General features: G+C 66.6%; 20 protein-coding genes. 12 read left to right on the top strand and 8 right to left on the bottom strand.

Annotated elements, in window-relative coordinates:
* Positions 1-208 precede the first annotated feature (208 nt).
* Together AC1DNF_RS12560 and AC1DNF_RS12555 are read left to right on the top strand one after the other, a co-directional pair.
* Complete coding sequence (locus tag AC1DNF_RS12560) at positions 209-991, top strand: sensor histidine kinase (protein WP_478148926.1); 783 nt, start codon at positions 209-211, stop codon at positions 989-991.
* Positions 988-1,629: a response regulator gene (locus AC1DNF_RS12555; RefSeq protein ID WP_478148925.1), complete on the top strand. Its 642-nt coding sequence runs from the start codon at positions 988-990 to the stop codon at positions 1,627-1,629. The genes AC1DNF_RS12560 and AC1DNF_RS12555 overlap by 4 nt, the downstream gene beginning before the upstream one ends.
* Here AC1DNF_RS12555 and AC1DNF_RS12550 read toward each other — a convergent pair.
* On the bottom strand, positions 1,626-7,244 hold the full coding sequence (locus AC1DNF_RS12550) for a trifunctional serine/threonine-protein kinase/ATP-binding protein/sensor histidine kinase (protein ID WP_478148924.1): 5,619 nt from the start codon (positions 7,242-7,244) through the stop codon (positions 1,626-1,628). The two genes, AC1DNF_RS12555 and AC1DNF_RS12550, sit on opposite strands and share 4 nt — an antisense overlap.
* Before the next feature lie 130 nt (positions 7,245-7,374).
* On the opposite strand from AC1DNF_RS12550, the gene AC1DNF_RS12545 reads away from it, so the two are divergent.
* The 8 genes from AC1DNF_RS12545 (at position 7,375) to AC1DNF_RS12510 (ending at position 15,519) form a co-directional block, all read left to right on the top strand.
* Positions 7,375-8,130 (top strand): LuxR C-terminal-related transcriptional regulator, encoded by a 756-nt coding sequence (locus AC1DNF_RS12545; RefSeq protein ID WP_478148923.1) that lies wholly within the window; start codon positions 7,375-7,377, stop codon positions 8,128-8,130.
* A gap of 160 nt (positions 8,131-8,290) precedes the next feature.
* Positions 8,291-9,532 carry an acetamidase/formamidase family protein gene (locus AC1DNF_RS12540; protein WP_478148922.1) on the top strand — a complete coding sequence of 414 codons (1,242 nt, stop codon included), beginning with the start codon at positions 8,291-8,293 and terminating at the stop codon, positions 9,530-9,532.
* Between the two features lie 201 nt (positions 9,533-9,733).
* A complete protein-coding gene (gene nthA / locus AC1DNF_RS12535; RefSeq protein ID WP_478148921.1) occupies positions 9,734-10,366 on the top strand; it encodes a nitrile hydratase subunit alpha in 633 nt (210 codons plus the stop codon).
* Between the two features lie 5 nt (positions 10,367-10,371).
* A complete protein-coding gene (locus AC1DNF_RS12530) occupies positions 10,372-10,731 on the top strand; it encodes a nitrile hydratase accessory protein (RefSeq protein WP_478148920.1) in 360 nt (119 codons plus the stop codon).
* A gap of 61 nt (positions 10,732-10,792) precedes the next feature.
* Positions 10,793-13,264 carry an acetamidase/formamidase family protein gene (locus AC1DNF_RS12525; protein WP_478148919.1) on the top strand — a complete coding sequence of 824 codons (2,472 nt, stop codon included), beginning with the start codon at positions 10,793-10,795 and terminating at the stop codon, positions 13,262-13,264.
* A 171-nt stretch (positions 13,265-13,435) separates the two neighbouring features.
* A complete protein-coding gene (locus AC1DNF_RS12520; protein ID WP_478148918.1) occupies positions 13,436-13,903 on the top strand; it encodes a nuclear transport factor 2 family protein in 468 nt (155 codons plus the stop codon).
* A 10-nt stretch (positions 13,904-13,913) separates the two neighbouring features.
* The gene (locus AC1DNF_RS12515) at positions 13,914-14,906 is read left to right on the top strand and encodes an oxidoreductase (protein WP_478148917.1); all 993 of its coding nucleotides are present in this window, start codon (positions 13,914-13,916) and stop codon (positions 14,904-14,906) included.
* A 40-nt stretch (positions 14,907-14,946) separates the two neighbouring features.
* A complete protein-coding gene (locus AC1DNF_RS12510; RefSeq protein WP_478148916.1) occupies positions 14,947-15,519 on the top strand; it encodes a pyridoxamine 5'-phosphate oxidase family protein in 573 nt (190 codons plus the stop codon).
* A gap of 48 nt (positions 15,520-15,567) precedes the next feature.
* On the opposite strand, the gene AC1DNF_RS12505 is transcribed toward AC1DNF_RS12510, so the two are convergent.
* The 3 genes from AC1DNF_RS12505 to AC1DNF_RS12495 all read right to left on the bottom strand — a co-directional run bounded on the left by AC1DNF_RS12505 (position 15,568) and on the right by AC1DNF_RS12495 (position 18,217).
* Positions 15,568-16,323 carry an SDR family oxidoreductase gene (locus tag AC1DNF_RS12505; protein WP_478148915.1) on the bottom strand — a complete coding sequence of 252 codons (756 nt, stop codon included), beginning with the start codon at positions 16,321-16,323 and terminating at the stop codon, positions 15,568-15,570.
* 14 nt (positions 16,324-16,337) lie between these two features.
* Positions 16,338-17,159: an alpha/beta fold hydrolase gene (locus tag AC1DNF_RS12500; protein ID WP_478148914.1), complete on the bottom strand. Its 822-nt coding sequence runs from the start codon at positions 17,157-17,159 to the stop codon at positions 16,338-16,340.
* 212 nt (positions 17,160-17,371) lie between these two features.
* Positions 17,372-18,217: an alpha/beta fold hydrolase gene (locus AC1DNF_RS12495; protein ID WP_478148913.1), complete on the bottom strand. Its 846-nt coding sequence runs from the start codon at positions 18,215-18,217 to the stop codon at positions 17,372-17,374.
* Positions 18,218-18,580: 363 nt separating this feature from the next.
* Here AC1DNF_RS12495 and AC1DNF_RS12490 point away from each other — a divergent pair, with 363 nt between their 5' ends.
* Entirely contained in the window at positions 18,581-18,766 is a 186-nt protein-coding gene (locus tag AC1DNF_RS12490) for a hypothetical protein (RefSeq protein WP_478148912.1), read from the top strand.
* Here AC1DNF_RS12490 and AC1DNF_RS12485 read toward each other — a convergent pair.
* The 4 genes from AC1DNF_RS12485 to AC1DNF_RS12470 all read right to left on the bottom strand — a co-directional run bounded on the left by AC1DNF_RS12485 (position 18,763) and on the right by AC1DNF_RS12470 (position 20,303).
* Positions 18,763-19,017, bottom strand: a complete 255-nt coding sequence (locus tag AC1DNF_RS12485) for a DUF1427 family protein (protein ID WP_478148911.1) — start codon at positions 19,015-19,017, stop codon at positions 18,763-18,765. The genes AC1DNF_RS12490 and AC1DNF_RS12485 overlap by 4 nt on opposite strands.
* On the bottom strand, positions 19,014-19,181 hold the full coding sequence (locus tag AC1DNF_RS12480; protein ID WP_478149013.1) for a DUF1427 family protein: 168 nt from the start codon (positions 19,179-19,181) through the stop codon (positions 19,014-19,016). The genes AC1DNF_RS12485 and AC1DNF_RS12480 overlap by 4 nt, the downstream gene beginning before the upstream one ends.
* A gap of 17 nt (positions 19,182-19,198) precedes the next feature.
* A complete protein-coding gene (wrbA, locus tag AC1DNF_RS12475) occupies positions 19,199-19,807 on the bottom strand; it encodes an NAD(P)H:quinone oxidoreductase (protein ID WP_478148910.1) in 609 nt (202 codons plus the stop codon).
* A 94-nt stretch (positions 19,808-19,901) separates the two neighbouring features.
* Positions 19,902-20,303: a DUF302 domain-containing protein gene (locus AC1DNF_RS12470; RefSeq protein ID WP_478148909.1), complete on the bottom strand. Its 402-nt coding sequence runs from the start codon at positions 20,301-20,303 to the stop codon at positions 19,902-19,904.
* Positions 20,304-20,496: 193 nt separating this feature from the next.
* Between AC1DNF_RS12470 and AC1DNF_RS12465 the strand changes: the two genes are divergently transcribed.
* On the top strand, positions 20,497-21,771 hold the full coding sequence (locus AC1DNF_RS12465; protein ID WP_478148908.1) for an acetamidase/formamidase family protein: 1,275 nt from the start codon (positions 20,497-20,499) through the stop codon (positions 21,769-21,771).
* The last annotated feature ends 24 nt before the right edge of the window (positions 21,772-21,795 follow it).

The raw sequence follows: 21,795 nt of genomic DNA, 5'->3' as shown, positions 1-21,795 counted from the left end.
CCCGCCATGAAGAGGACCATGGGACGCCGCGCGACAGATCGAATCCGCAGACCGCGGCGACAAGTGCATGCCATCGCGTCATTGTGAGTCCTTGGAACATGCGCTGTCTAACAGAAAGCCGCTATAGCGAGGTCCACCCCTTTTGACTATCGTTGAATCCAGACGCGCCACGGATGGCGACCTGGCGCCGAGTCGGAGAGTTGATCCCATGATGTATTCCGAAGCAGTGATTCCCGATCCATCCCTCGATCGCGTCGACCCGCGCGATGGGCCCGCCCCCGAGATCCTGTTCAGGAAAGACCAGGCATCGAGGCGCCAGGACGCCGAATCGGCGCCACCCGTTCAAAGGGAGCGCCTGCGGCTGGCGCGCGAACTGCACGACGGCCTGGTGCAGGAGATCAGCGCCACCCTGCTGATGCTGCGCGAAGCCGCCATCGAGGCCGGTGCTCCCTGTTCACCCGCTTTCGACGCCGCCGCCGCCTCGGCGCGGCGAGCCTTGCAGATCGCCCGCGCGACGATCCGTGAACTCAGGGCGCCGCTGGAGGCCGCGCCACCGCCGCCGTCGAAGACACCACTCACGACACTGGTGTCCCGAATCTTGCGGGAGCTCCCCGCCGGGAGTGGCCTCGCGACGCGCAAGTGCTTCTCCGCCGACACCGATCTCGACTGCGCCACGGCTTGCGAAGTCGAGGCCATCTTGCGCGAGACGCTCGTCAACGTGGCGAAGCACGCCGGTGCATCGCGCCTGGATTGCACCACGACCGCCGCATCGAACTGGATTCATCTGGAATTGCGAGACAACGGCGCGGGCTTCGACCCTGGCCATCCGCACGTCGGATTCGGGCTGCTGGGGATGGCCGAGCGTGCGGCCCTGGTGGGCGGGCACCTGGGGATTGTGTCCTCCCCGAGTCGGGGTACACGTGTGACGCTTCGCCTGCCATGCAGCCGCGAACGCGAGCCCCGGGATGCGGCAACCATTTACGTGCAATGAACGCTCTCTGGACAGCCCCCCGGGTGTCGGTGCTCGTTGCCGACGACCATCCGCTGGTGCGAAGGGGCATCGCCAACATCATCGAGCGAGAGCCCCGCCTGAGTCTCTGCGCGGAAGTCGATGACGGTGCCAAGGCCGCCACGGCCTTTCGCGAGCTGAGGCCCGACGTCGTCATGATGGATCTCTGCATGCCGAACGCCGATGGCCTGGAAGGCATCCAGCGCATTCGCTCCATCGACATGGACGCGCGCATCGTGGTGCTGACCGGCTCCGACTCCGAAGACGACATCTCCCGCAGCCTGCGCGCCGGCGCCGTGGGATATCTCCTGAAGGATGCATCGGCCGAAGAACTGGTGACATGCATCCTGCGCGTCCGCGCGGGCGGCCGATATCTCGCGAGCGGTCCGGCGATGAGGCTCGCCGAACGAAGCTGCAACAACGCTCTCTCGCCGCGCGAGCTGGACATCCTCAAGCTGCTGACGACCGGAAAGAGCAACAAAGACATCGGCCGCAACGCCGGGGTCACGGAGCAGACCGTGAAATCCCACGTCAACAACATCCTTTCGAAGCTGGGCGTTGCCAGCAGGACCGAGGCGGTGACCCTGGCGATCCGACGCGGCATCGTGACGCTGGGCTAGAGCGGATCGCCAGCCCCCAGGCTTGCCGCCGCCGGCAGCGTGAACCGGAACTCTGCGCCATGGGGTGCGTGAGGCAGCGCCAGAATGCGGCCGCCGTTGGCCTCGACAATGGAGCGGCAGATGGGCAGACCCATGCCCATGCCTTGCGGCTTGGTGGTGAAGAGCGGCTCGAAGAGCCGCTTTGACGCGAGTTCATCCAGGCCCGTTCCGTTGTCGATGACGGCGACCACGACATCCCCGCCGGCGTCCCGCGCGGTATTCACCTGCAGCGTTCGAGGCCTGCGCGTGACGGTCGCCATTGCCTCGACCCCGTTCTTGACCAGATTGACGATCACCTGCTGCATCTGGATGCGGTCGCCCATGATGGATGGCAGGTCCGCGCAGAGATGGGGCTGGAGCACCACCTCCTCCTGGCGCAATTCGCCGCGGACCAGCTCCAGGACATCCTGGATGATCTCGTTGATGTTCAATCGAACGACCTCCGGCGCCGATTTGCGGACCATCTTGCGGATGCTCTGAAGGACATCGCCGGCCTGGCGGCCATCGCGAACGATCCGCTCGGCATATTTCCGGACGGCCGCGAGATCGGGCAATTCCTTCGCCAGCAGGAGCAGGCAGGCCTCGGCATGCGTCACGATGGATGTCAGGGGCTGGTTCACTTCGTGCGCGATGGATGCCGCCAGCTCGCCCATGGTCGTCAGGCGCGTGATGTGGGCGAGCTCCGACTGCGCGTGCTGCAGTGCGTCCTCACGGCGCTTCTGCTCGGTCACATCGATGGTCGTTCCCATGTAGTCGCCGATCTGGCCGGCACTGTCGACAATCGGTCTGCCGACGGCATGTAGGTGCCTCACCTCCCCCGTCGGCAGGACGATGCGAAAGTCGATGGCATACCCGCGCCCCTCCGCGATCGCCGCCTCGACCGCCTGCCGCCAGCGCGGCCGGTCCTCGGGATGGATGATCGCCGCGAACTCCTCGAAGCTCGGTGTCGGGTCCTGCTTCGGATCGCGGCCGAAGATCCGGAAGTTCTGCTCGGACCAGACAAGCTCTCCTGTCTGCACCTTTCGACTCCAGCTGCCCGTGTTGCTCAGGCGCTGTCCCTCGGCGAGAAAGGCTTCGCTGCGCTGCAGGTCGGAATAGAGGTACGCGTTCTGGAGCGAGATCGCGGCCTGCGCGGCCAGGAACTCCAGCACGGTGATGTGCTCGGCGGTGAAGGCACGCGGCGTCAGGTTGTTTTCGAGGTGAAGCGCGCCGATCAATTGCGCGTGGGTGATGATCGGGATGCAGAGAACGGATCGCGCGCCCCTGCGCTGCGTGTATTCGTCGCCGGCGAGCAGATCGCTGGCCAACGCGTCGTCGATGATCAGGCGCGTGCGAGTTCTCAGCACCAGACGAAGCGCCGGTTCGGGGAGGTCGCGGGCGGAGGCGGCCTTTTCCAGGTGCGCGACCTCGATCTTCCCGTCACGGGCCTGCGCGATGGCGGCGATGCTAGGCACTTCGCCCCGCAGCAACACGAGGACACCCCTCTCCGCGCCCGCGTGCTCGATGGCGATGCGCATCAGTCGATCGATCAGAACGTCGAGCACGATCTCGCTGGACAGCGCCTGCGACGCCCTCAGCATCGTCCCGACGTCCAGTTGCTCCAGCGGCGTGCGCGGGCCATCCGGCGAACTTCGTTCTCGCCGCAGTTGGGGGTTGCGCTTCTCGATCTGAAGGACCTTCCTGTGGGCCCCCCACCGCAGATAGCAGTCGCGCGCACTGGAAAGATGAGAGGCGGCGATCGTGCTCAGGCCGCGGTCTGAATAGAACGTGGCGGCAAGTTCGTTGGCGAGAGCCTCGTTCTGCACGAAGCCGTATTCGCTGGCGGCGCGGATGGCTGTGTCGTACAGGCGCAAGGCCTCCAATTCATGCCCTTCGCCTTGGACGCGCGCGAGTTCGGCGCCCACGAGTGCCGCCCGACCGGAGAAATTCTCCGGACAGGCGCCCGCCCAGACCGCCATCCGGACTCGATGGGCGTGCATGGCGTCGATGTGCCTTTCACGCCGGTCGGACGGCGCATGCTCCCAGGCCGTCGCGTGAATCAGCGCACCGAAATAATGGAAGTCGATGCGTTCGATGAACGATGCCGTGTAGGCGAGCAGGCTTTCGGCCTTCTCCATGGCCTTCATCGCCCCGGCGTGATCGCCGGCGAAGTGGCAGACCTGCATCTTGTTGATCCAATGTCTCGAAGCCGCAAGTCCCAGACGCGCCCCGCCTTCGCTCAGCTGGCGCTCGAACGCATTCAAGTCCTGCCATGCGTCTTCGAACAGGCTGATGGGGCTCCCCTGCCCGCTGAGCTCGTGGATCAGCCACAGCAGCGTGACGAATGAATCGGCAGCGAGCCCGAATTTCGCCTTTCGGGCGAAGATCAATGCTTGCTCCGCCTCGCGCTGCACCTCCGCGAGCGGCGCTCCCGAAGCCATGATGTTCGACACCAGGCTCCTGCGGCTGTAGGCCACGTAGGTCAGGTCGCCGGCCGTGATCGCCGCATCGATGGCGCGCTGGACCAGGGGGCGGATCAGGGCCAGGTGCTTCGTCCATGGAAGGACGAAGGTGGAAAAGAAGGTGTACACCCTCGCCTTGAAGCGATCCAGGCCGCGCCTGTCGACCAGATCGCAGCCCAGCTGGCCGAAGCGAAGCGCGGTCTGGTAGTCGCCCCGGCCGTGGCCCAGGACGATCGTCAGCAAGGCATAGGCGCAGGCCGAGGCATCGCAGTTGCCATGCGCCAGGCTGAGGTTCGTCATGCGAAGAAGCGTGAGCTGGAAGAGATTCTGATCCGTGAAACTGGCGGGCGCCTGGAGTTCCGCCAGCACGTCCGCGGTGGAGAGGCACTCCGGGTCGTCCATCAGCGGCAGATCGATCAATTCCTCGATCGGCCGCCCGGCCAGCAATTGCCACATCCTGTCGAGTTCGAGGTTGACCTGCGCGTCCGTCGGATGCGGCGACCAGTCGACACCGACCTGCCGGAGAAATTCAAGCCCGATCTCGATGGCGAGGTCGGTCCGATCGCGCGTCGTGTGGAGCGTCATGCCCAAGCGGGTGATCGCCGCGCTGTCGACGAGGCCCGAAGCCCGCAAGGCCAGGGCACCGAGCCGTTCGCTCGCGGCGGCGAGTTCGCCGGTCAGGAGTTCGCATTCGGCGGTGTGCAGCTCGAAATCGAACACCAGCCGGTACTGGTGTTCCCAGTCGTACGGCGCAATGAGTTCGCCCCCCGTCACGAAGTACGTCCGCGCCGCCGCATACGCGATCGACGATCTGGCGCGCTTGCCCGCGATCAGGTTCAACCTGGCGAGCTGCTCGCGCTCCTGCCGGGATTCGATCAGGGGCGCGCCGCGATCGAGCTGATTGACGATCTCGAAGATCTGCTCCTCCAGCGTATCCGCCGACGCGCGCGAAAGCAGCGCCCGCCCGATCGCCAGGTGCATCGCCGGTCGGTCGGCCTCCGGTATGAGCGCATACGCCGCCTCCTGCACCCTGTCGTGCAGGAAGGAGTATTCCGTCCCGCGACGAAGAACCAGTCCGGCGCGCACCACATCGCGCAGGGTCGCGTGGAGCGCTTCATCGCTCATGCCCATGACCATGGCCAAGACGGCGACCTTGCCGCCGTTCCCGAGACAGGCGAGCCGCTTCACCGCCTCCAGCGCCTGCTGCGGGAAGCGGCCGAGCTTGACCGCCATGAGGTCGGCCACGTTGTCCGTCATTCCCTTGGCACGGGTCTGCCCGATGTCCCATCGCCACGTCGGCACATCGGGATCGAAGGTCAGCAGTGACTCCTCGGTCAGCGCGGTGATGAACTGGACAACGAAGAATGGGTTCCCCTCCGTCTTTTCGACCACCAGTTCGGCCAGGGGCAGCGCGCCATCGGCTTTCACTCGCAGCGCATCCGCGAGGAGAAGCGCGACATCGTCGAGTCCCAGCGGTCCCAGCGCGATGTCATGCCAGGAGATGCCGCTGTCGCGAATCAGGTCGAAGGTCCGTAGCAGCGGGTGGCCCGGAGACACCTCGTTGTCGCGATAGGCGCAGACCAGCAGAAGATGGGACGGCGCCGGCTCGGCGATCAGGCGTTCGAGCAGGTCGAGGGTCGCCTTGTCGACCCACTGCAGGTCGTCGAGGAACAGGGCCAGCGGATGTTCCGGCCGGGCGAAGACGCGCAGCATCTGCGCAAAGACCCGATGGAAGCGGTTCTGCGCGTCTCTCGGTGCAACGTCCGGCACCGGCGGCTGCTTGCCGATGATGAGGGCAAGTTCCGGAATGAGGTCGACCATGAGCTGTCCCTGCGAGCCGAAGGCTCCGAGCAGCGCGCTTCTCCAGCGGTCCAGCTCTGCATTGCTTTCGCCGAGGATCTGCTGCACCAGCTGCTGGAACGCCTGAGCCAGGGTCGCATAGGGGAGATTGCGCTCGTACTGATCGAACTTCCCGGCGGCGAAAAGGCCACGCGGCCGAACCAGCGTCTTGTGAAGTTCATTGACGAGCGCGGACTTGCCCGTGCCGGCATGGCCTGACACCAGAATGATCTCGGCCGCACCTTGGGCCAGCACGCGGTCGAAGGCGGCCACGAGGGCGCGAGTGCAGGTCTCGCGGCCGTACAGCTTCTCCGGAATCAGCAAGCGGCTCGGGATGTCGTTCCTGCCAAGGGGAAACGCGCTGATGCGCCGATGCGCCTGCCAGCTCATCAGGCAGGTCCGAAGGTCCGCTTCGAGTCCCACCGCGGTCTGATAGCGGTCTTCGGCGGACTTGGCGAGAAGCTTCAATATCACGGCCTCGACCTGGGCGGGAAGGCCCGCCACGCGTTCGCCGGGCGGCGTGGGCTTGCGTGCGATGTGGCAATGGACCCACTCGATCGGTTCGGATGCCGTGAACGGCAGGCCTCCGGTCAGCACCTCGTAGAGGGTGACCCCCAGGGAGTAGAGATCGCTTCGGGCGTCGATCGAGCGATTCATCCGGCCCGTCTGTTCCGGTGACATGTAGGCCAGCGTGCCCGCGATGACCGCCGGTGTCGCCGGCGCCTGGCGCTCCCGCGCCAGACGGGATGCAATGCCGAAGCCGGTCAGCCGGACGTTGCCGGCGGCATCGATCAGGACGTTCTGCGGCTTGATGTCCTTGTGGACGAGACCGCGCCGGTGAATCTCCCGCAGCGCAGCCGCGAGCGCGATGGCGAGCTGCAGGAAGCTCCTGAGGTCCACCGGCCGACGCAGGACGGCGTTCAGGAAGTCGCCCCCGGGATCCTCGAACACGAGCGTTGCCGTGCCGCCGCGATGCACGAGTTCCAGCGGTCGCACGGCCCAGGATGTATCCAGGTCGTCCATGAGCGCGTATTCGTGCTCCAGGCGGCCGACATCGAGGGGCGCCGCGTGAGAGGCCGCCGGCGCCAGGGCGAGGATGCTGACGCTGTTGTCGCGCCGCCGTCCGCGCGACAGGACGAAATCGCGGCCTTCGCGCAAGGCTTCGAAGGTGTAATCGGAAAGATCGATCAACGACAGTCTCTCCTTCGCCAGGCCGGCATGCGGCGCGGGCACCGCGCCGTTGCGGTGCCGGGCCGATCTTATCCCTTGCATGCCCGGGAGGCCCGGTCGATCCAAAGATGGAGACCGGACTGAGCGAAAAGGTGTTTCGAGGGGACAGACGCCCTCCTATTGTTGGATCCCCGGCCCCAGCTGCAACCCCCGGACCATCTCAGGCTCCAGCTGACCTTTCTTCCTAGGAGATTCCATGTCTTTCGTCCATCCCATCAGAATTCTCGTGCTGCATGACGACCCGATCCTCGGCGTCGGCCTGTCGGCAGCACTGGCCAAGTACGCGGATTTCGAAGTCCTGGACTCGGAGCGTCCGCTGGATCCGCAGCCGCCGGCATGGCGCGCCGGCAGCGATCGCGGCGCCCATGTCGTGATCGCGGACTATGACCATGGTGTCGCGCTGGCGGAACTGGCCGCCGCTCGCTCCCATGCGAGCCGATCGCCCAGGATCGTGGTTGTCAGCCGAAGCGATCGCGAATGGGAGATCCGAAGCGCGCTGGCGAGCGGTGTGCACGGCTATCTGCTGGCCGACTGCGCCATCGAGGAACTCGCGGCTGCCGTTCGAGCGGTCCACCAGGGCGAGCGCCATTTCAGCGCGCAGGTGGCGCGCCGGCTCGCCGAGAGCCTCGCCGGGGAGCCCCTGACCGCGCGCGAGGAAGAAGTGCTGCGCCTGCTGATCTCGGGCCAGTGCAACAAGGCGATCGCCACGCGTCTGCTCATCACCGTCGGCACGGTCAAGTCGCATGTGCGGGTGATCTTCGGCAAGCTCAACGTCGAAAGCCGAACCCAGGCGATCGCGGCGGCGCAACGCCGGGGTCTGCTGAAAGAGGCGCCGCAACGAAGCTTCGAAGGCGCCTTTCAGCAGGCCGCCGGTTTCGCCGGGCGGCCCCACTACGCCCCGCTGGCGGGGACTCGCACGACCCCCGTGTTCGAGACTTCGGCGCGCGCCTAGCCTCCAAACCAGATTTTGTGCGCGGCAGGACAAGTGATCCGGGCGTCACCAGACTTTGTGCGTGACAAGACAAGTGAGATTCGCGCTCACGGCTCAATACTGCCGTCAAAGCGCGACACCCTCACCGGCGCGCTTGCAACGACGAAACACTGGAGCCGCCATGACCCACTCGCTACACATCCACGCGCATGAGAACACGGTGCATTGGGGATACTTCGGCAAGAGCGTCGCACCCGTCCTGGTGGTGAAGCCGGGCGCGATCGTGAGTATCGAGACGCTCGCCCACCACGCGTGGGACGACATCGAAACACTCTCGCCTCCAGCCCTGGGCGCCGCTCACGGCCATACCGATTGCCTGCTGACCGGCCCGGTGAAGATCGAATACGCCGAGCCCGGCGATGTGCTGGAGGTTCGAATCCTCGACGTCATTCCACGCACCGGTCCGGGTCATGCGCAGGGAGGGCATGCGCTGGGAATGCACGTCAGCGCATGGTCGGATTTCCACGGGCCCGGCCCGGTCGAAGAGCCGGTGCCACGACAGGTCGTGACCATCTATCAATTCGGCGCCGCCGGTAGCGAAGGCTGGGCGACCGCGGTCTGCAACTACATCGCGACCGAGCAGGATCCACCCGAAGGCGACCTGGGTCCGCCCAAGCCTGGTGCCATCGCGGCCTCCTCCGAGGTCGGCAAGAACTACGGCATCCTGGAGGACATCCGCGTACCGACGCGCCTCCATTTCGGTGCGATGGGCCTTGCACCGGCGCAGGTGGATTCGAGTCTGCCCCCACCCAAGTGCTCGGGCGGCAACGTCGACGACTGGCGAATCGGCAAGGGTGCGCGCATGTACTACCCCGTTGCGGTGCGAGGCGCGCTGTTTTCGGTCGGAGATCCTCACGCCGCGCATGGCGATTCCGAGCTCTTCGGCACCGCCATCGAGGCATCGCTGACCGGCGTCTTCCAGTTCATCCTTCACAAGGCGCAGGATCTGCCCGGCACGCCATTGGAAGGACTCGACTGCCCCCTGCTGGAAACAGACGACGAGTGGGTGCTGCACGGCTTCAGCGCATCGGCCACCCTGCCCGCCCCCGGCAAGGATGCGCTCGCGCAGGGAAATCCCACGGCGCAGTCGGGCGTCGAGCGGGCCACGCGAGACGCATCGCGCAAGATGCGGCGCTTCTTGATGCAGATGGCACTCCTGACCGAGGACGAGGCCCTCTCACTGCTGTCGGTGGCAGTGGATTTCGGGCTCGCGCAGGCGGTCGACGGCCATTGGAGCGTCCACGCCAGCCTGAGGAAAGAACTCTTCTCCGAACGCAGACGCAAAGGCGGTACGGCGACCTTCTTCAGCGACTTCCACCGCTTCCCGCTCGTCGGGATCAACGGACACGACCTGGTGCAGTGAGCGCCTGGGCCGCGACGAGCACCCCGACGCCGGCCTGGACGCGCGGATGGTGCGGCGGACATCTTTACGCGGATCTGATCGAGGCCGATACTCTCGCGGCGGAGCATGCCGAAGCGGGCGCTCCGTCCCCATGCATCGACTTGCGCGGAGCCCTCATTCCGCGCGCCGGCGCATCGGGCGCGATGGAGCGAGAGCGAAGCGATGTCTACAGATCACGCACACGATGATGAGCACGCGGACCACCCCTGGGCGCCGCCGAGCGACATCGAGGCCAGGGTACGGGCGCTCGAATCGCTGCTGGTCGAGAAAGGCCTGACCACCCACGACGCGATCGACACCCTGGTCGCCGCATTCGAGAACGACCTGGGCCCGATGCACGGCGCGCGTGTCGTCGCGAAGGCATGGAGCGACCCCGCCTACCGTGAACGGCTGGCGGCCGATGGCACTTCGGCCATCGAGGAGCTCGGCTACCGCGGGCTTCAGACCGAGCACGTGACGGCCCTCTTCAACAGCCCCACGGAACACCACATGTGGGTGTGCACCCTGTGTTCCTGCTATCCCTGGACCCTCCTGGGCATTCCACCGGTGTGGTTCAAGTCACCGGCATACCGCGCCAAGGTGGTGAGCCATCCGCGTGAGGTCCTGAAGGACTTCGGCGTGGCGCTGGACCCGTCGGTCAAGATCCATGTGTGGGACACGAGTGCCGAGCAACGCTACCTCGTCGTGCCCGAGCGCCCCGCGGGCACCGAGGGATTCACCGAAGAGCAGCTCGCCGAACTGGTGTCCCGTGACTCGATGATCGGCACCGGCATGGCGCTCGCGCCGAAGAGGTGAACAGGATGGCCCGGCCGAAAGCCCCTCCCATTCCGTCCATGGACGGCGCCCCGGCTTTCCCCCGGAAGAATGGAGAGCCGGTGTTCGAGGCGCCCTGGCAGAGCCGTGCCTTCGGCATGGCGGTCACCCTGTGCAACCGCGGCCTCTATCCCTGGGACGATTTCAAGGCGCGGCTGATCGGCCAGATCGCCGCCGGCGACGCCGCGATGCAGGCCGCCGCCGAGTCCCCCGTGCCCTCGAACTACTACGACCAGTGGGTGGCGGCCTTCTGCGAGCTCCTCGTCGACAAGCAACTGGTGACGCCGCAGGAAATGAGCTCGCGAATCGCCGAGTTCAAGAGCGGCCAGCGCCGGCAGGTCTATTGATGGCTGGCGCCCTCTCATTCGTCTCGCCCGTGGGGCATTTTCATCGCCGAGGGAGGCTTGAATGCTTGACGACTTGAGACGCTTCTCACTCGACGCCTTTCCCGAGGAACTCCGAGCCGGCGCATGGGCCGAGGTTCTGTCGAAGGTGCTGCTCGGCGAGAAGGCGCCGAGCGGCAAGAGACCGCCTCTGAGCGGCTACGTCTCTTCGCGGCGATCCGCGCTCGGCTCCGTCATGGTGCGGCTCAATGCATCGCCCCACGTCCTCGTGCCTCGGCCTTCCGGCGCGGGGCGATTCGGCGGTGCAGTGCTGGCCCTGGCCCTGCTCGAAGGCTCGGGCATGGTTGTCGAGGGCGACGAATCCATTGCGTTGGCCGCCGGCGAAATCATCCTTCTCGACCCGGCAAGGCCCTGGGAGGTCGACCTGCGCACCGAATGCCGGGTTGTCATTGCCAAGCTCGAAAGCGCCGGCTTCGTGTTGCGGCTGGTCCGCACCAGCACGCATGACCTGAACAAGATCTCGTCGAAGACCGGCGTCGGGGCGGTGTGCCTGAACCTGGTGAATTCGATCGCGAACGAGTTCGACCAACTGAGCGACCACGAATTGCTGTCGCTCGAAGCCATGCTGACCGAACTTCTGGTCACCTGCCTCTCGCATGCGAACGACGATGCCGCGGAAGACTCGACCTCGGTGCAGCTGGGCCACCTGCGACGCGTCTGCCGCACGATCGAGGCGCGGCTTGCCGATGCGGACCTCTCGATCGATGAGATCGCCCGGGTGGAGTCGCTGTCGACCCGGTACGTCCAGAAGCTCTTCACGGTCGGCGCCACGACCTTCGGGGAATATCTAAAGAATCGCCGCCTGGAGCGCTGCCGGATCGATCTTTCCAACCCGGCGCTGGGCCACTTCTCCATCGCGGAGCTGTGCTTCCGCTGGGGCTTCGGCGACGCCGCGAACTTCAGCCGGGCCTTCAGCGCCCGCTTCGGCATGGCGCCGAAGGCCTACCGTTCACTCGCGCCCGAAGAGGCCGACGCGCACATCCAGCGCGGTCGTCCGCCGGACAGCCCGAGCCGGCAGAAGCTGCGCCGGCCAGAGGAAAAGTCAGGCGAAGCCGCGCCGGATCCCGACGCCGCGGATGGCGCACAGTTCGAGCAGGTCATGGGGGACTACGCCCGCTATCGCCTGGCGCTCGCCCTGACACCCAAGCGCGCCGCCGCCGTCGACACGGAAGCCCCCCTTGCGCGAGCAGGCGATCCGGCCGCATCGCCGCAGCCGAGTCACTACTACGTTCCGGTGTCCGACAAGACGGTGCATTGGGGTTACTTCAGTCGTTCCCTCAAGCCCGTCATTTCCATTCGCTCCGGTGACACCGTCACCATGGAGACGCTCACCCAGCACGCCGCCGACGATTCGGCCCGGATGATCGAGGGAGATCCGGGCGCGGAGAGCGTCTATCTCTGGACGGCGGACAAGAAAGGCGTCGATCGCAGAGGCGCCGGGCCCATGGACGCATCGATCTTCGGACGAGGCGCCGGTGAGGGGTTCGGCGTCCACATTTGCACCGGCCCGGTGTACATCGAGGATGCGGAGCCCGGTGACGTTCTCGAGATCCGCATCCTGGACCTCCAGTTTCGGCCCAGCTGCGGCGCATCGCACCGCGGCAAATGCTTCGGAAGCAATGCGGCCGCCTGGTGGGGTTTTCATTTCCACGACCTTCTCACCGAGCCGCGCAAGCGCGAAGTGGTGACGGTCTACGAAATCGAGGGCGCCGCGAGCGAGCCTTACGCGAAGGCCGTCTACAACTTCCGCTGGACGCCCCAGACCGACCCTTACGGCGTCAGGCACGAGACCATCGACTATCCCGGCGTTCCGGTGGACCATCGCAGCATCGAGAAGAAGTTCGGCGTGCTCAAGGACGTGCGCATCCCGATACGGCCTCATTTCGGCGTGATCGCGGTCGCGCCCAAGGAGCCGGGCCTCATCGACTCCGTGCCGCCCGGCTACTTCGGCGGGAACCTCGACAACTGGCGGGTGGGAAAAGGCGCCAGGCACTTCCTCCCGGTGTCGGTGGATGGCGCCCTCTTCTCCGTCGGCGACCCGCATGCATCGCAAGGCGACTCCGAAGTGTGCGGCACCGCGATCGAGTGCTCCCTGACAGGCGTCTTCCAGCTGGTGCTCCACAAGCACGGCGAGCTCGCGGGCAGCTACCTCGCCGGCCTCAACTTTCCATTCCTCGAGACGCCGAGCGAGTGGGTGCTGCAGGGGCTCAGCTTTCCCAACCACTTCGCGGAACTCGGGCCGCACGCCCAAACCGAGATCTACAACAAGTCGTCGCTCGACCATGCGATGCGCGATGCCTTTCACAAGACCCGCCGCTACCTCATGGAAGCGCATCGGCTCACCGAAGACGAGGCCATCTCGCTGATTTCGGTCGCGATCGACTTCGGCGTCACGCAGGTGGTCGACGGCAACTGGGGCGTGCACGCGGTGATCAGGAAGGCGATCTTCCCGAACTACCCGGGTGTTCTGCCCTGAGCATCCGCCGGTCCACCGCGGCCACCTTCCAAGGAAGGGAGGCCGCATGCCCCATGAGACCGATGCGTCTTGGCCTGCCGGCATCGATAGTTGCGCTTCGGCCCCGCCGCTTCGACGAACACTTCACGAGACGCCGGATGTTCAACCTCCATCGAAAGCCGAGGGAGCGCCATGGAAACCCGCCCGCCCCTGCCCCCGTTCAACTTCCAAACCGCAACCGAGAAAGTCCGCCTCGCGGAAGATGGCTGGAACACACGAGAGGCGGCGCGCGTCGCGCTGGCCTACAGCATCGACACCCGTTGGCGAAACCGTGCCGAGTTCGTCGTCGGCCGGGCCGCGGCGCAGGCCCTCCTGGAGCGCAAATGGGTGCGCGAGCTCGATTACCGGCTGATCAAGGAGCTGTGGGCCTTCGGCGGCGCCCGGATCGCCGTGCGCTATGCCTACGAATGGCACGACGATTCCGCTCACTGGTTCCGCAGCTACGGCAACGAGAACTGGGAGTTCAACGCGGACGGCTTGATGGCGCACCGCTACGCGTGCATCAACGACCTGCCCATCCGGGAATCGGAGCGCAAGTTCTTCTGGCCGCTCGGTCGCCGTCCGGACGACCATCCGTCGCTCAGCGAACTCGGGCTCTGAGCACGCCGCCATGCCGACCCCGCAAGCGCCGATTCACAGCGGCTTCGGAGCCACGACCACTGCACGCCAGGCCCTCGCGGGCCGGGACCTTGCCGGCTGGACCGTGATCGTGACCGGGGGCTACTCCGGGTTGGGACTGGAAACCACGCGCGTCATGGCCGCGGCCGGCGCGACCGTCATCGTTCCGGCCCGCACGCCCGACAAGGCGCGCCACGCGCTGCAAGGGATCGAGCGCACCCAGCAAGGCTCGATCGATCTGCTGGACCCGGCATCGATCCATGCCTTCGCCCGCGCCTTCCTGGACTCCGGCCGCCCCCTTCATGCGCTGGTCAACAGCGCGGGCATCATGGCGACGCCGCTCGCGCGCGACCGGCAGGGCAACGAATCGCAGTTCTCCGCCAACCACCTCGGCCATTTCCGCCTGGCGGTGCAACTGTGGCCCGCCCTGCGTCGCGCCGGCGGCGCGCGGGTCGTCTCCGTCTCCTCGCGCGCGCACAGGATCAGCGGCGTCGACTTCGAAGATCCGAACTTCGAGCGGCGCCCTTACGACAAGTGGGCGGCCTACGGACAGTCCAAATCAGCCAACGCGCTCTTCGCTGTCGCGCTCGACACGCGGGGCGAGGAAGATGGCATACGCGCCTTCTCGCTGCATCCTGGCGTCATCCTGACGGAACTCGTGCGCGACCTCAGCGACTCGGACCTGAGCGGCCTGGGCGTGTCGCGCGACCAGCCGAACGGCCACGTACCCCCAGGCCGATCCGTGACTGAAGGCGGAGACTTCAAGACCCTCGAACAGGGTGCGGCCACCTCGGTCTGGTGCGCGGCGGGCACCCAGCTGGAAGGCCTCGGCGGTGTCTATTGCGAGGACTGCGACATCGCCGCGACCGTCGCCATCGACGATCCCGAGCCGAGCGGCGTGCGCCCATGGGCCGTCGATCCGGAGCGCGCGGAGCGCCTGTGGCAGTTGAGCGAGGCGTTGACCGCGCTCACGTTCACGGACTGATCGTCGCCACCGCCGCCAATGCAAGCCATCGGAGCCCCACATGTCCAACGCATTCGCCGACATCGCATTCACACCCTCTGTCAAATCGGCCCAGGCGCACGACGGCAGCCGCGCCGGCTATGCGCGACGATTCGAGGCACAGGGCGGCGAGCCGGCCAATCGGCGCCTGGGCGAAGACGAGCTGGGCTTCATTGCGTCCATGCGCAGTTTCTACATGGCCTCCGTCTCCGAAACAGGGTGGCCCTATGTGCAGCATCGCGGCGGACCCGTCGGCTTCCTGAAGGTCCTCGACGCCGACACCCTGGCCTTTGCCGATTTCGCCGGCAACCGGCAGATGATCAGCGTCGGCAATTTCTCGGTGAACGACCGCGTGGCCCTGATCCTCGTGGACTATGCCCATCGGATGCGCCTGAAGGTCCTGGGACACGCGCGCGTCCAGGATCTGGCTTCCGGCGACCCGCTGGCGGCCCGTCTCCTGACACCGGGCTACCAGGCCAGGCCGCAACGTGCGATCACGATCCGCGTCGCGGCCTTCGACTGGAATTGCCCCCAGCACATTCCCCTGCGTTTCGATGCCGAAGACGTCCAGCGCGTGCTGGCCAAGCGCGAATAGCAGGCTCCATCGTCGCCGGCCCGCGAGGGGCCGGCCCTGTCCGGATGGCTAGATCTGCGCCATGCCACCGTCGACGAACAGCTCGATGCCGTTGACGAAGCTGCTGTCGTCCGACGCCAGGAACACCACGGCCTTGCCGATCTCGTCGGGCGTGCCGACGCGGCCCAGCGGGATGCCCTGCGCCTGGACGTCGACGAAGGCCTGAACCTGCTCCTGCGTGAGGCCCAGCAGGTCATAGCCCGGCGTCGGCACCACGCCCGGACTCACCGCGTTGACGCGGATGCCCTTGTCCTTGAGGTCCAGCGTCCAGGTGCGCGCGAAACTGCGCACCGCGGCCTTGGTGGCGCTGTAGACGCTGAAGGCGGGCGTGCCCTTGATCGAGGTGATCGACGCATTGAGGATGATCGACGAGCCCCTGGGCATCAGCGGCAGTGCCTTCTGCACGGTGAACAACAGGCCGCGCACGTTGGTGTCGAAGGTCTTGTCGAAGTGCTCCTCGCTGATCTGGCCGAGGGGCGCCAGCGCGCCGCCGCCGGCGTTGGCGAACAGCACGTCCAGGCGGCCCTTGTCCTTGCGGATCGTCTCGTAGAGGCGGTCGAGGTCGGCCAGGTTCGAGACGTCGCTGCGCACGCCCGTGACGTTGGCGCCGATGGCGCCGACCGCCGCATCGAGTTCGGCTTGCCGCCGGCCGGTGATGAAGACGTGAGCGCCCTCGCTGACGAAGCGCCTGGCCGTCGCCAGGCCGATGCCGCTGCTGCCGCCGGTGACGAGGGCGATCTTGTCGTGGAGTTTCCGGGTGGACATGGTGTGTTCTCCGATCAGGCCTTGAAGAAGGCGAGCAGCTCTTCGTTGACCCGGTCCTTCAAGGTCGTGCACATGCCGTGGGGCGCGCCGGCGTAGATCTTGAGCGTCGCCTTCTTGATGATCTTCGAGGAGAGCAGCGCGGAGTCCGCGAAGGGCACGATCTGGTCATCGTCACCGTGGAGAACCAGGGTCGGCACGTCGATGCGCTTGAGGTCCTCCGTGAGATCCGTTTCCGAGAAGGCCTTGATGCAGAAGTAGGACGCGGGAAACCCGGCCATCATGCTCTGCAGCCAGAAGGACTCGCGCACGCCCTCCGACACCTTCGCGCCCGGCCGGTTGTAGCCATAGAACTGCAGGCTCAGGTCCTTCCAGAACTGCGAGCGGTCGGCCACGACGTTGCCGCGCAGCTGATCGAACACCTCGATGGGAAGCCCGGCCGGATTCGCCGCCGTCTTCAGCATCAGGGGCGGGATGGCACCGATCAGCACGGCCTTGTCCACCCTGCCCGTCCCGTGGCGGCCGATGTAGCGCGTCACCTCGCCGCCGCCGGTCGAGTGGCCCACGTGGATGGCCTTCTTCAGGTCGAGATGCGTCACAAGCGCCGCCAGGTCGTCCGCATACGTGTCCAGGTCGTTGCCCTCCCACGGCTGGCTCGACCGGCCGTGCCCTCGACGGTCGTGGGCGATGCAGCGGTAGCCGCGCGAGGCCAGGAAGAACATCTGGTCTTCGAAGGCATCGGCGCTCAGCGGCCAACCGTGGCTGAAGACCACAGGCTGGCCCTTGCCCCAGTCCTTGTAGTAGATCTCGGTGCCATCCTTGGTTGTCACGGTACTCATGGTGCTAGCTCCTTTGGGAGGGTGGGAAGGTTTCGGCCGATCGCCCTGCTGGGACAAGGCAGGCGTGGGGAAAGCGGCGGCGGCGACGGCGGCCAGAGAGGCGCCCTGCAGGACGGCGCGTCGTGACATCCGGTACTCCGCGGATTGGGTGCGTTCAGACATGGAACTCCTCGGTGAAGGGGCTGGCCGAAAAAGGGCTTCGACGCGTGGCGCTAGTCATTCGTCGACGTCGCGGCCGTGGCCTCGTCGATCAGCTTCACCAGCGCGTCGGGATGCGATGCCATGACGACATGGGACGCGCCCTTGATCTCGACAGCCTTCTTCGCGCCCGCGCGCCGGGCCATGAAGGCATGCGCGGCGGGCGTGATGTTCCTGTCCGCGCTGCCGTAGAGGAACCAGGACGGAATCGTCTTCCATGCCGGTGTGTCGGAAGGATCGTTGAGCGCCGCCTCCGTGACGGGGCGCTGGGTGACGGCCATCAACCTCGCCTCGCGCGCCGGCAGGTCGGCCGCGAACTGGGCGTGAAACTTGTCCTGGGCGATGTAGAGATCCTTCCCGCCGTCGGCCAGCGCGACGGGTGGCGCCAGCGTCGGCCCGAGCGTGCTGCCCGGGAACTTGTCCGAAATGCTGGCTGCGCTCTCGCCGGCGTCGGGCGCCAGGCCGGAGACGAAGACCAGCGCCTTGACATTGGCCTTTCCCGTCGCCGCATTGGTGATCACGCTGCCGCCGTAGGAGTGGCCGACCAGGATCACGCCGCCCCGCACCGAATCGATGACACCGGCCGTGTAGTTGGCGTCGAACTTCAGCCCGCGCAACGGATTCGCGACCGCCACGACGCGATAGCCCTTGGCCAGCAGCTTGCCGGTCACGGCGTTCCAGCTCGACGACTCGGCGAATGCGCCGTGGACGAGGACGACGGTCGGCTTGTCGGCCGGCGCTTCCCGCGCTGCCGCAAAGCGAGGAGCGGTGGCCGCCGCGATGGAAATGGCGGCGGCCGCCGCGACGGACATCACACAGGCGAGCGTGGGAACGCGAGGGAATCGATTCGTGGTGTTCATTGCAGTCCTTCTGTCGGAATGATCCGGATTCGGCGCGCCACACGGCGACAGCCAGAGCTTAGGAACGCGCCTGCGCGTTCGCCACGCCCAGAGGTCGGGCCGCGCCATCCGCCTTCCGGTCGCGCAGCCGGTGCCGCCTCCGCGGGGTGCGCGGTTGGAGCGGATGCGCGAAATTCAGGCTCTCGACGGATCGGGCCATTGACCCAGGAGTTCAGCATGCGCGACGCCACGCCAGGACGAAGAGACCCGGTATCCCGCCGCGGCTGACGGTGGTCGACGCCTTGCGCTATCGCCGGTTTCTCGACATGGACAGCGCCTATCGCGGAACCGGTGGCCTGGCGATGGCCGAAGAAGGACATGTCCTTGCGGGCGGAAGCGGCCGCCGTGCTGGCGGAGTTGTCGGATGCCTTCGACGACTGGGATGCGGCGCTGTGGTTTGCGCAGCCCAATTCGTGGCTTCAAGGATGCGCGCCGGTGGACCTGATCACCCTCGATCCCTCATCGGTCTATCAGGCCGCGTGGGCCGACCGCTTCGTCGCGCGTGACTAGCGGTCGCCCTGTCGATCACCCTCGAGGGATCCATCGGGGCCGCCGCAAAGGTCTTCATGTTCCGCGCCGGCCGGGCAGAGCCATCTGTCGGCCAGGACGTAGCCCGAGGTCATCGCGACCACCAGCAGAGCGCCTGTCATCACCGAGGGTGCGGGCGAAGGAATGCCGAGCAGCCGGCAGCCCGCGCCTATGGCAAGGCCCAGAAGAAGCCCGATGGCGACCTTGAGGCGCCGCATGGAGGCCGGACTCATGCCGCCCTCCCGGCGACATACGCGGCAAGGACGAAGCCCAAGGTCATCGAGACGACCAGCAACGCGCCGACCAGCTTGGGTGGCGCGGGCAGAGGCAGGTCGAACCATCGGCAACCGACGCCGATGCCCAGGCCCAGGACCAGCGCGATCAAGGCGTCCAGCATCGCTGTCACCGGCGGCTTCAGCCACCGGCGGCCAGCCGGGTGGCCAGCGTCGCCACGTGCCGGCCTTGCGAGCGCGCCATTCCCAGCTCCTGCTCGCTCGGCTGCCGCTCGCCCTGCGCTCCCGCGATCGTGGATGCTCCGTAGGGGCTGCCCCCCTTGATCTCGTCCAGCCCCATCTGTCTTTGCTCGCTGTACGGCATCCCGACGACCACCATGCCGAGGTGCAGCAGGGTCGGGTGGAAGGTCAGGATCGTGCTCTCCTGGCCACCGTGCTGCGTGGCGCTGGAGGTGAACACGCTGCCGATCTTGCCGATGAGCGCGCCGCTCATCCAGAGCGCGCCTGTCTGGTCGAGGAAGTTGCGCATCTGTCCCGTCATGTTGCCGAAACGGGTAGGCGTCCCGAAGATGATGGCGTCGTACTGAGCCAGGTCGCCCGGCGCGGCAACGGGCGCCGCCTGGTCCGGCTTGCCGCCGATCTCGCGGATCGCCTCGGCCGACATCGACTCGGGCACCCGCCTGATCTGGACCTCGGCGTTCGCCACCTCTCGCGCCCCTTCCGCCTCGGCGTAGGCCATGCGTTCGATGTGACCGTGAATGCTGTGATAGAGAACCAGAATCTTCGCCATGGGATGCCTCCGTCGGGGGTGTCGGGTGAGACCCACAGCATGTGAGCATCCCTACCCCGGCACATCCTCCTTAAGCATCACCGCTGCGGCATCTTCACGGCTGGATGGCTTTCAGCGCCAGTGCCTGGGCGGGTTCCAACTGCCTTGCGAGCGCCTCGGGCACGCCCGCCTTCGCGAGCTGCGCCGCGACGGGGTGGAGAGACACCAGGGTGCGGCCGTCGCCGTCTTCACGCACCAGCACACGCAAGGGAAGGTCCAGCGCCGCCGACGGCGCGGCGAGCATCATCGGCGTTCCCCCCTTGGGATGGCCATAGATCAGCACGACCGTGGGTGGCATGCTGAGCCCGACCTCCGCGGCGCCCGCCGCATGGTCGATGCGGCCGAATATCCTCATGCCCGCCGCTTCGATCGCATGGGCCAGGCGATCGAGCGTGGGCCCGAACGCGAACGCGCTCGGCTGTTCGACCAGGGCGTCTTCCTGCTGGTTGTTCGTCATTGCCAGATACCTCCGCACAGGTTCAAACCATCGGGTGCGTTGCCGCTTTCCCCGGCATCCGGAGCGGCATCGTCCCGCGCGACAAGGATTTGTTCGTCGCACAACAAGGCGGATCATGCCCGCCCCGCCAATACTGGGACGACATGTCCGCACCTCGCCCCTTGCGAGAACCGCGGGCAGGACGGGAGACCTCTTGGCCAACGACCTCCACATTCCAGCCCTGGACTCGACGGTGCACTGGGGCTACTTCAGCAAGGCCGTGCCGCCGGTGACCCGCGTGAAATCGGGCGACATCGTCACCATCGAAACCTTCACCCATCATGCGGGCGACGACTTCGACCGCATGATCAAGGGCGATCCCGCAGCCGAGAGCATCTACCACTGGGACATCCACGGCAAGCGCATGCCCCGTCGCGGCGCGGGCCCCGTGGAAGGCGCGCTCGTCAACGGCATCGGCGAGGGCTACGGTGTCCATCTCCTGACCGGACCCGTCCTGATCGAGGGCGCCGCCCCGGGAGACGTCCTGGAAGTCCGCATCCTGGACGTCTATCCCCGCTGCAGCCTCAATCCCGCCTATGCCGGCCAGTCCTTCGGCGTGAACGTTGCCGCCAGCTGGGGCTTCCACTACCACGACCTGATCGAGGAGCCGAAGCCGCGCGAGGTGGTCACGGTCTACGAGTTCGGCGCGGCCGGCGCCGAGAACTGGGCGACCGCCGTCTACAGCTACGTCTGGACGCCGCAGACCGACCCGAGCGGCGTCTATCACGCAACCTACAACTATCCCGGCGTGGTCGTCGACCATGCCTCCGTGCACAAGAACTTCGGCATCCTGCGGGACGTGCGCGTGCCGGCCCGCCTGCATTTCGGCACGATGGGCGTGGCGCCGAAGGAGGTCGACTTCGCCAGTTCGATCCCGCCGAGCTATACGGGCGGCAACGTCGACGACTGGCGCATCGGCAAGGGCGCCCGCATGTACTACCCGGTGGCCGTCGAAGGCGCCATGTTCTCGGTCGGCGACCCCCATGCGGCGCAGGGGGATTCGGAACTGTGCGGGACGGCGATCGAAGCCTCGCTCACCGGCGTCTTCCAGTTCATCCTCCACAAGGCGGCCAGCCTGCCCGGCACCCCGCTCGAAGGCCTGGACTATCCCTTGCTGGAGACGGACGACGAGTGGGTGGTGCATGGCTTCAGCTTTCCCAACTACCTGGCCGAATTGGGTGAGAATCCGGCCGAGAAGCTGGCTGAAATGGCCACCATCGACAGGGCGATGCGCGATGCATTCCGAAAGATGCGCCGCTTCCTGATGAAGACACGCCTGTTGACGGAAGACGAGGCGATTTCCCTGTTGTCGGTGGCGGTGGACTTCGGAATCACGCAGGTCGTCGACGGCAACTGGGGCGTCCACGCCACCTTGAAGAAGGCCTTGTTCAGCCGACGCCACCAGCCGGCCATGCCCGTGGCCGGTTGATTCGTCCAGGCGGTCTTGCGAACC

The sequence above is a fragment of the Variovorax sp. 01T432 genome (assembly GCF_056398605.1).
Note: the sequence above shows the minus strand (reverse complement) of the source record. Positions and strands in the feature narration are given on the sequence as shown.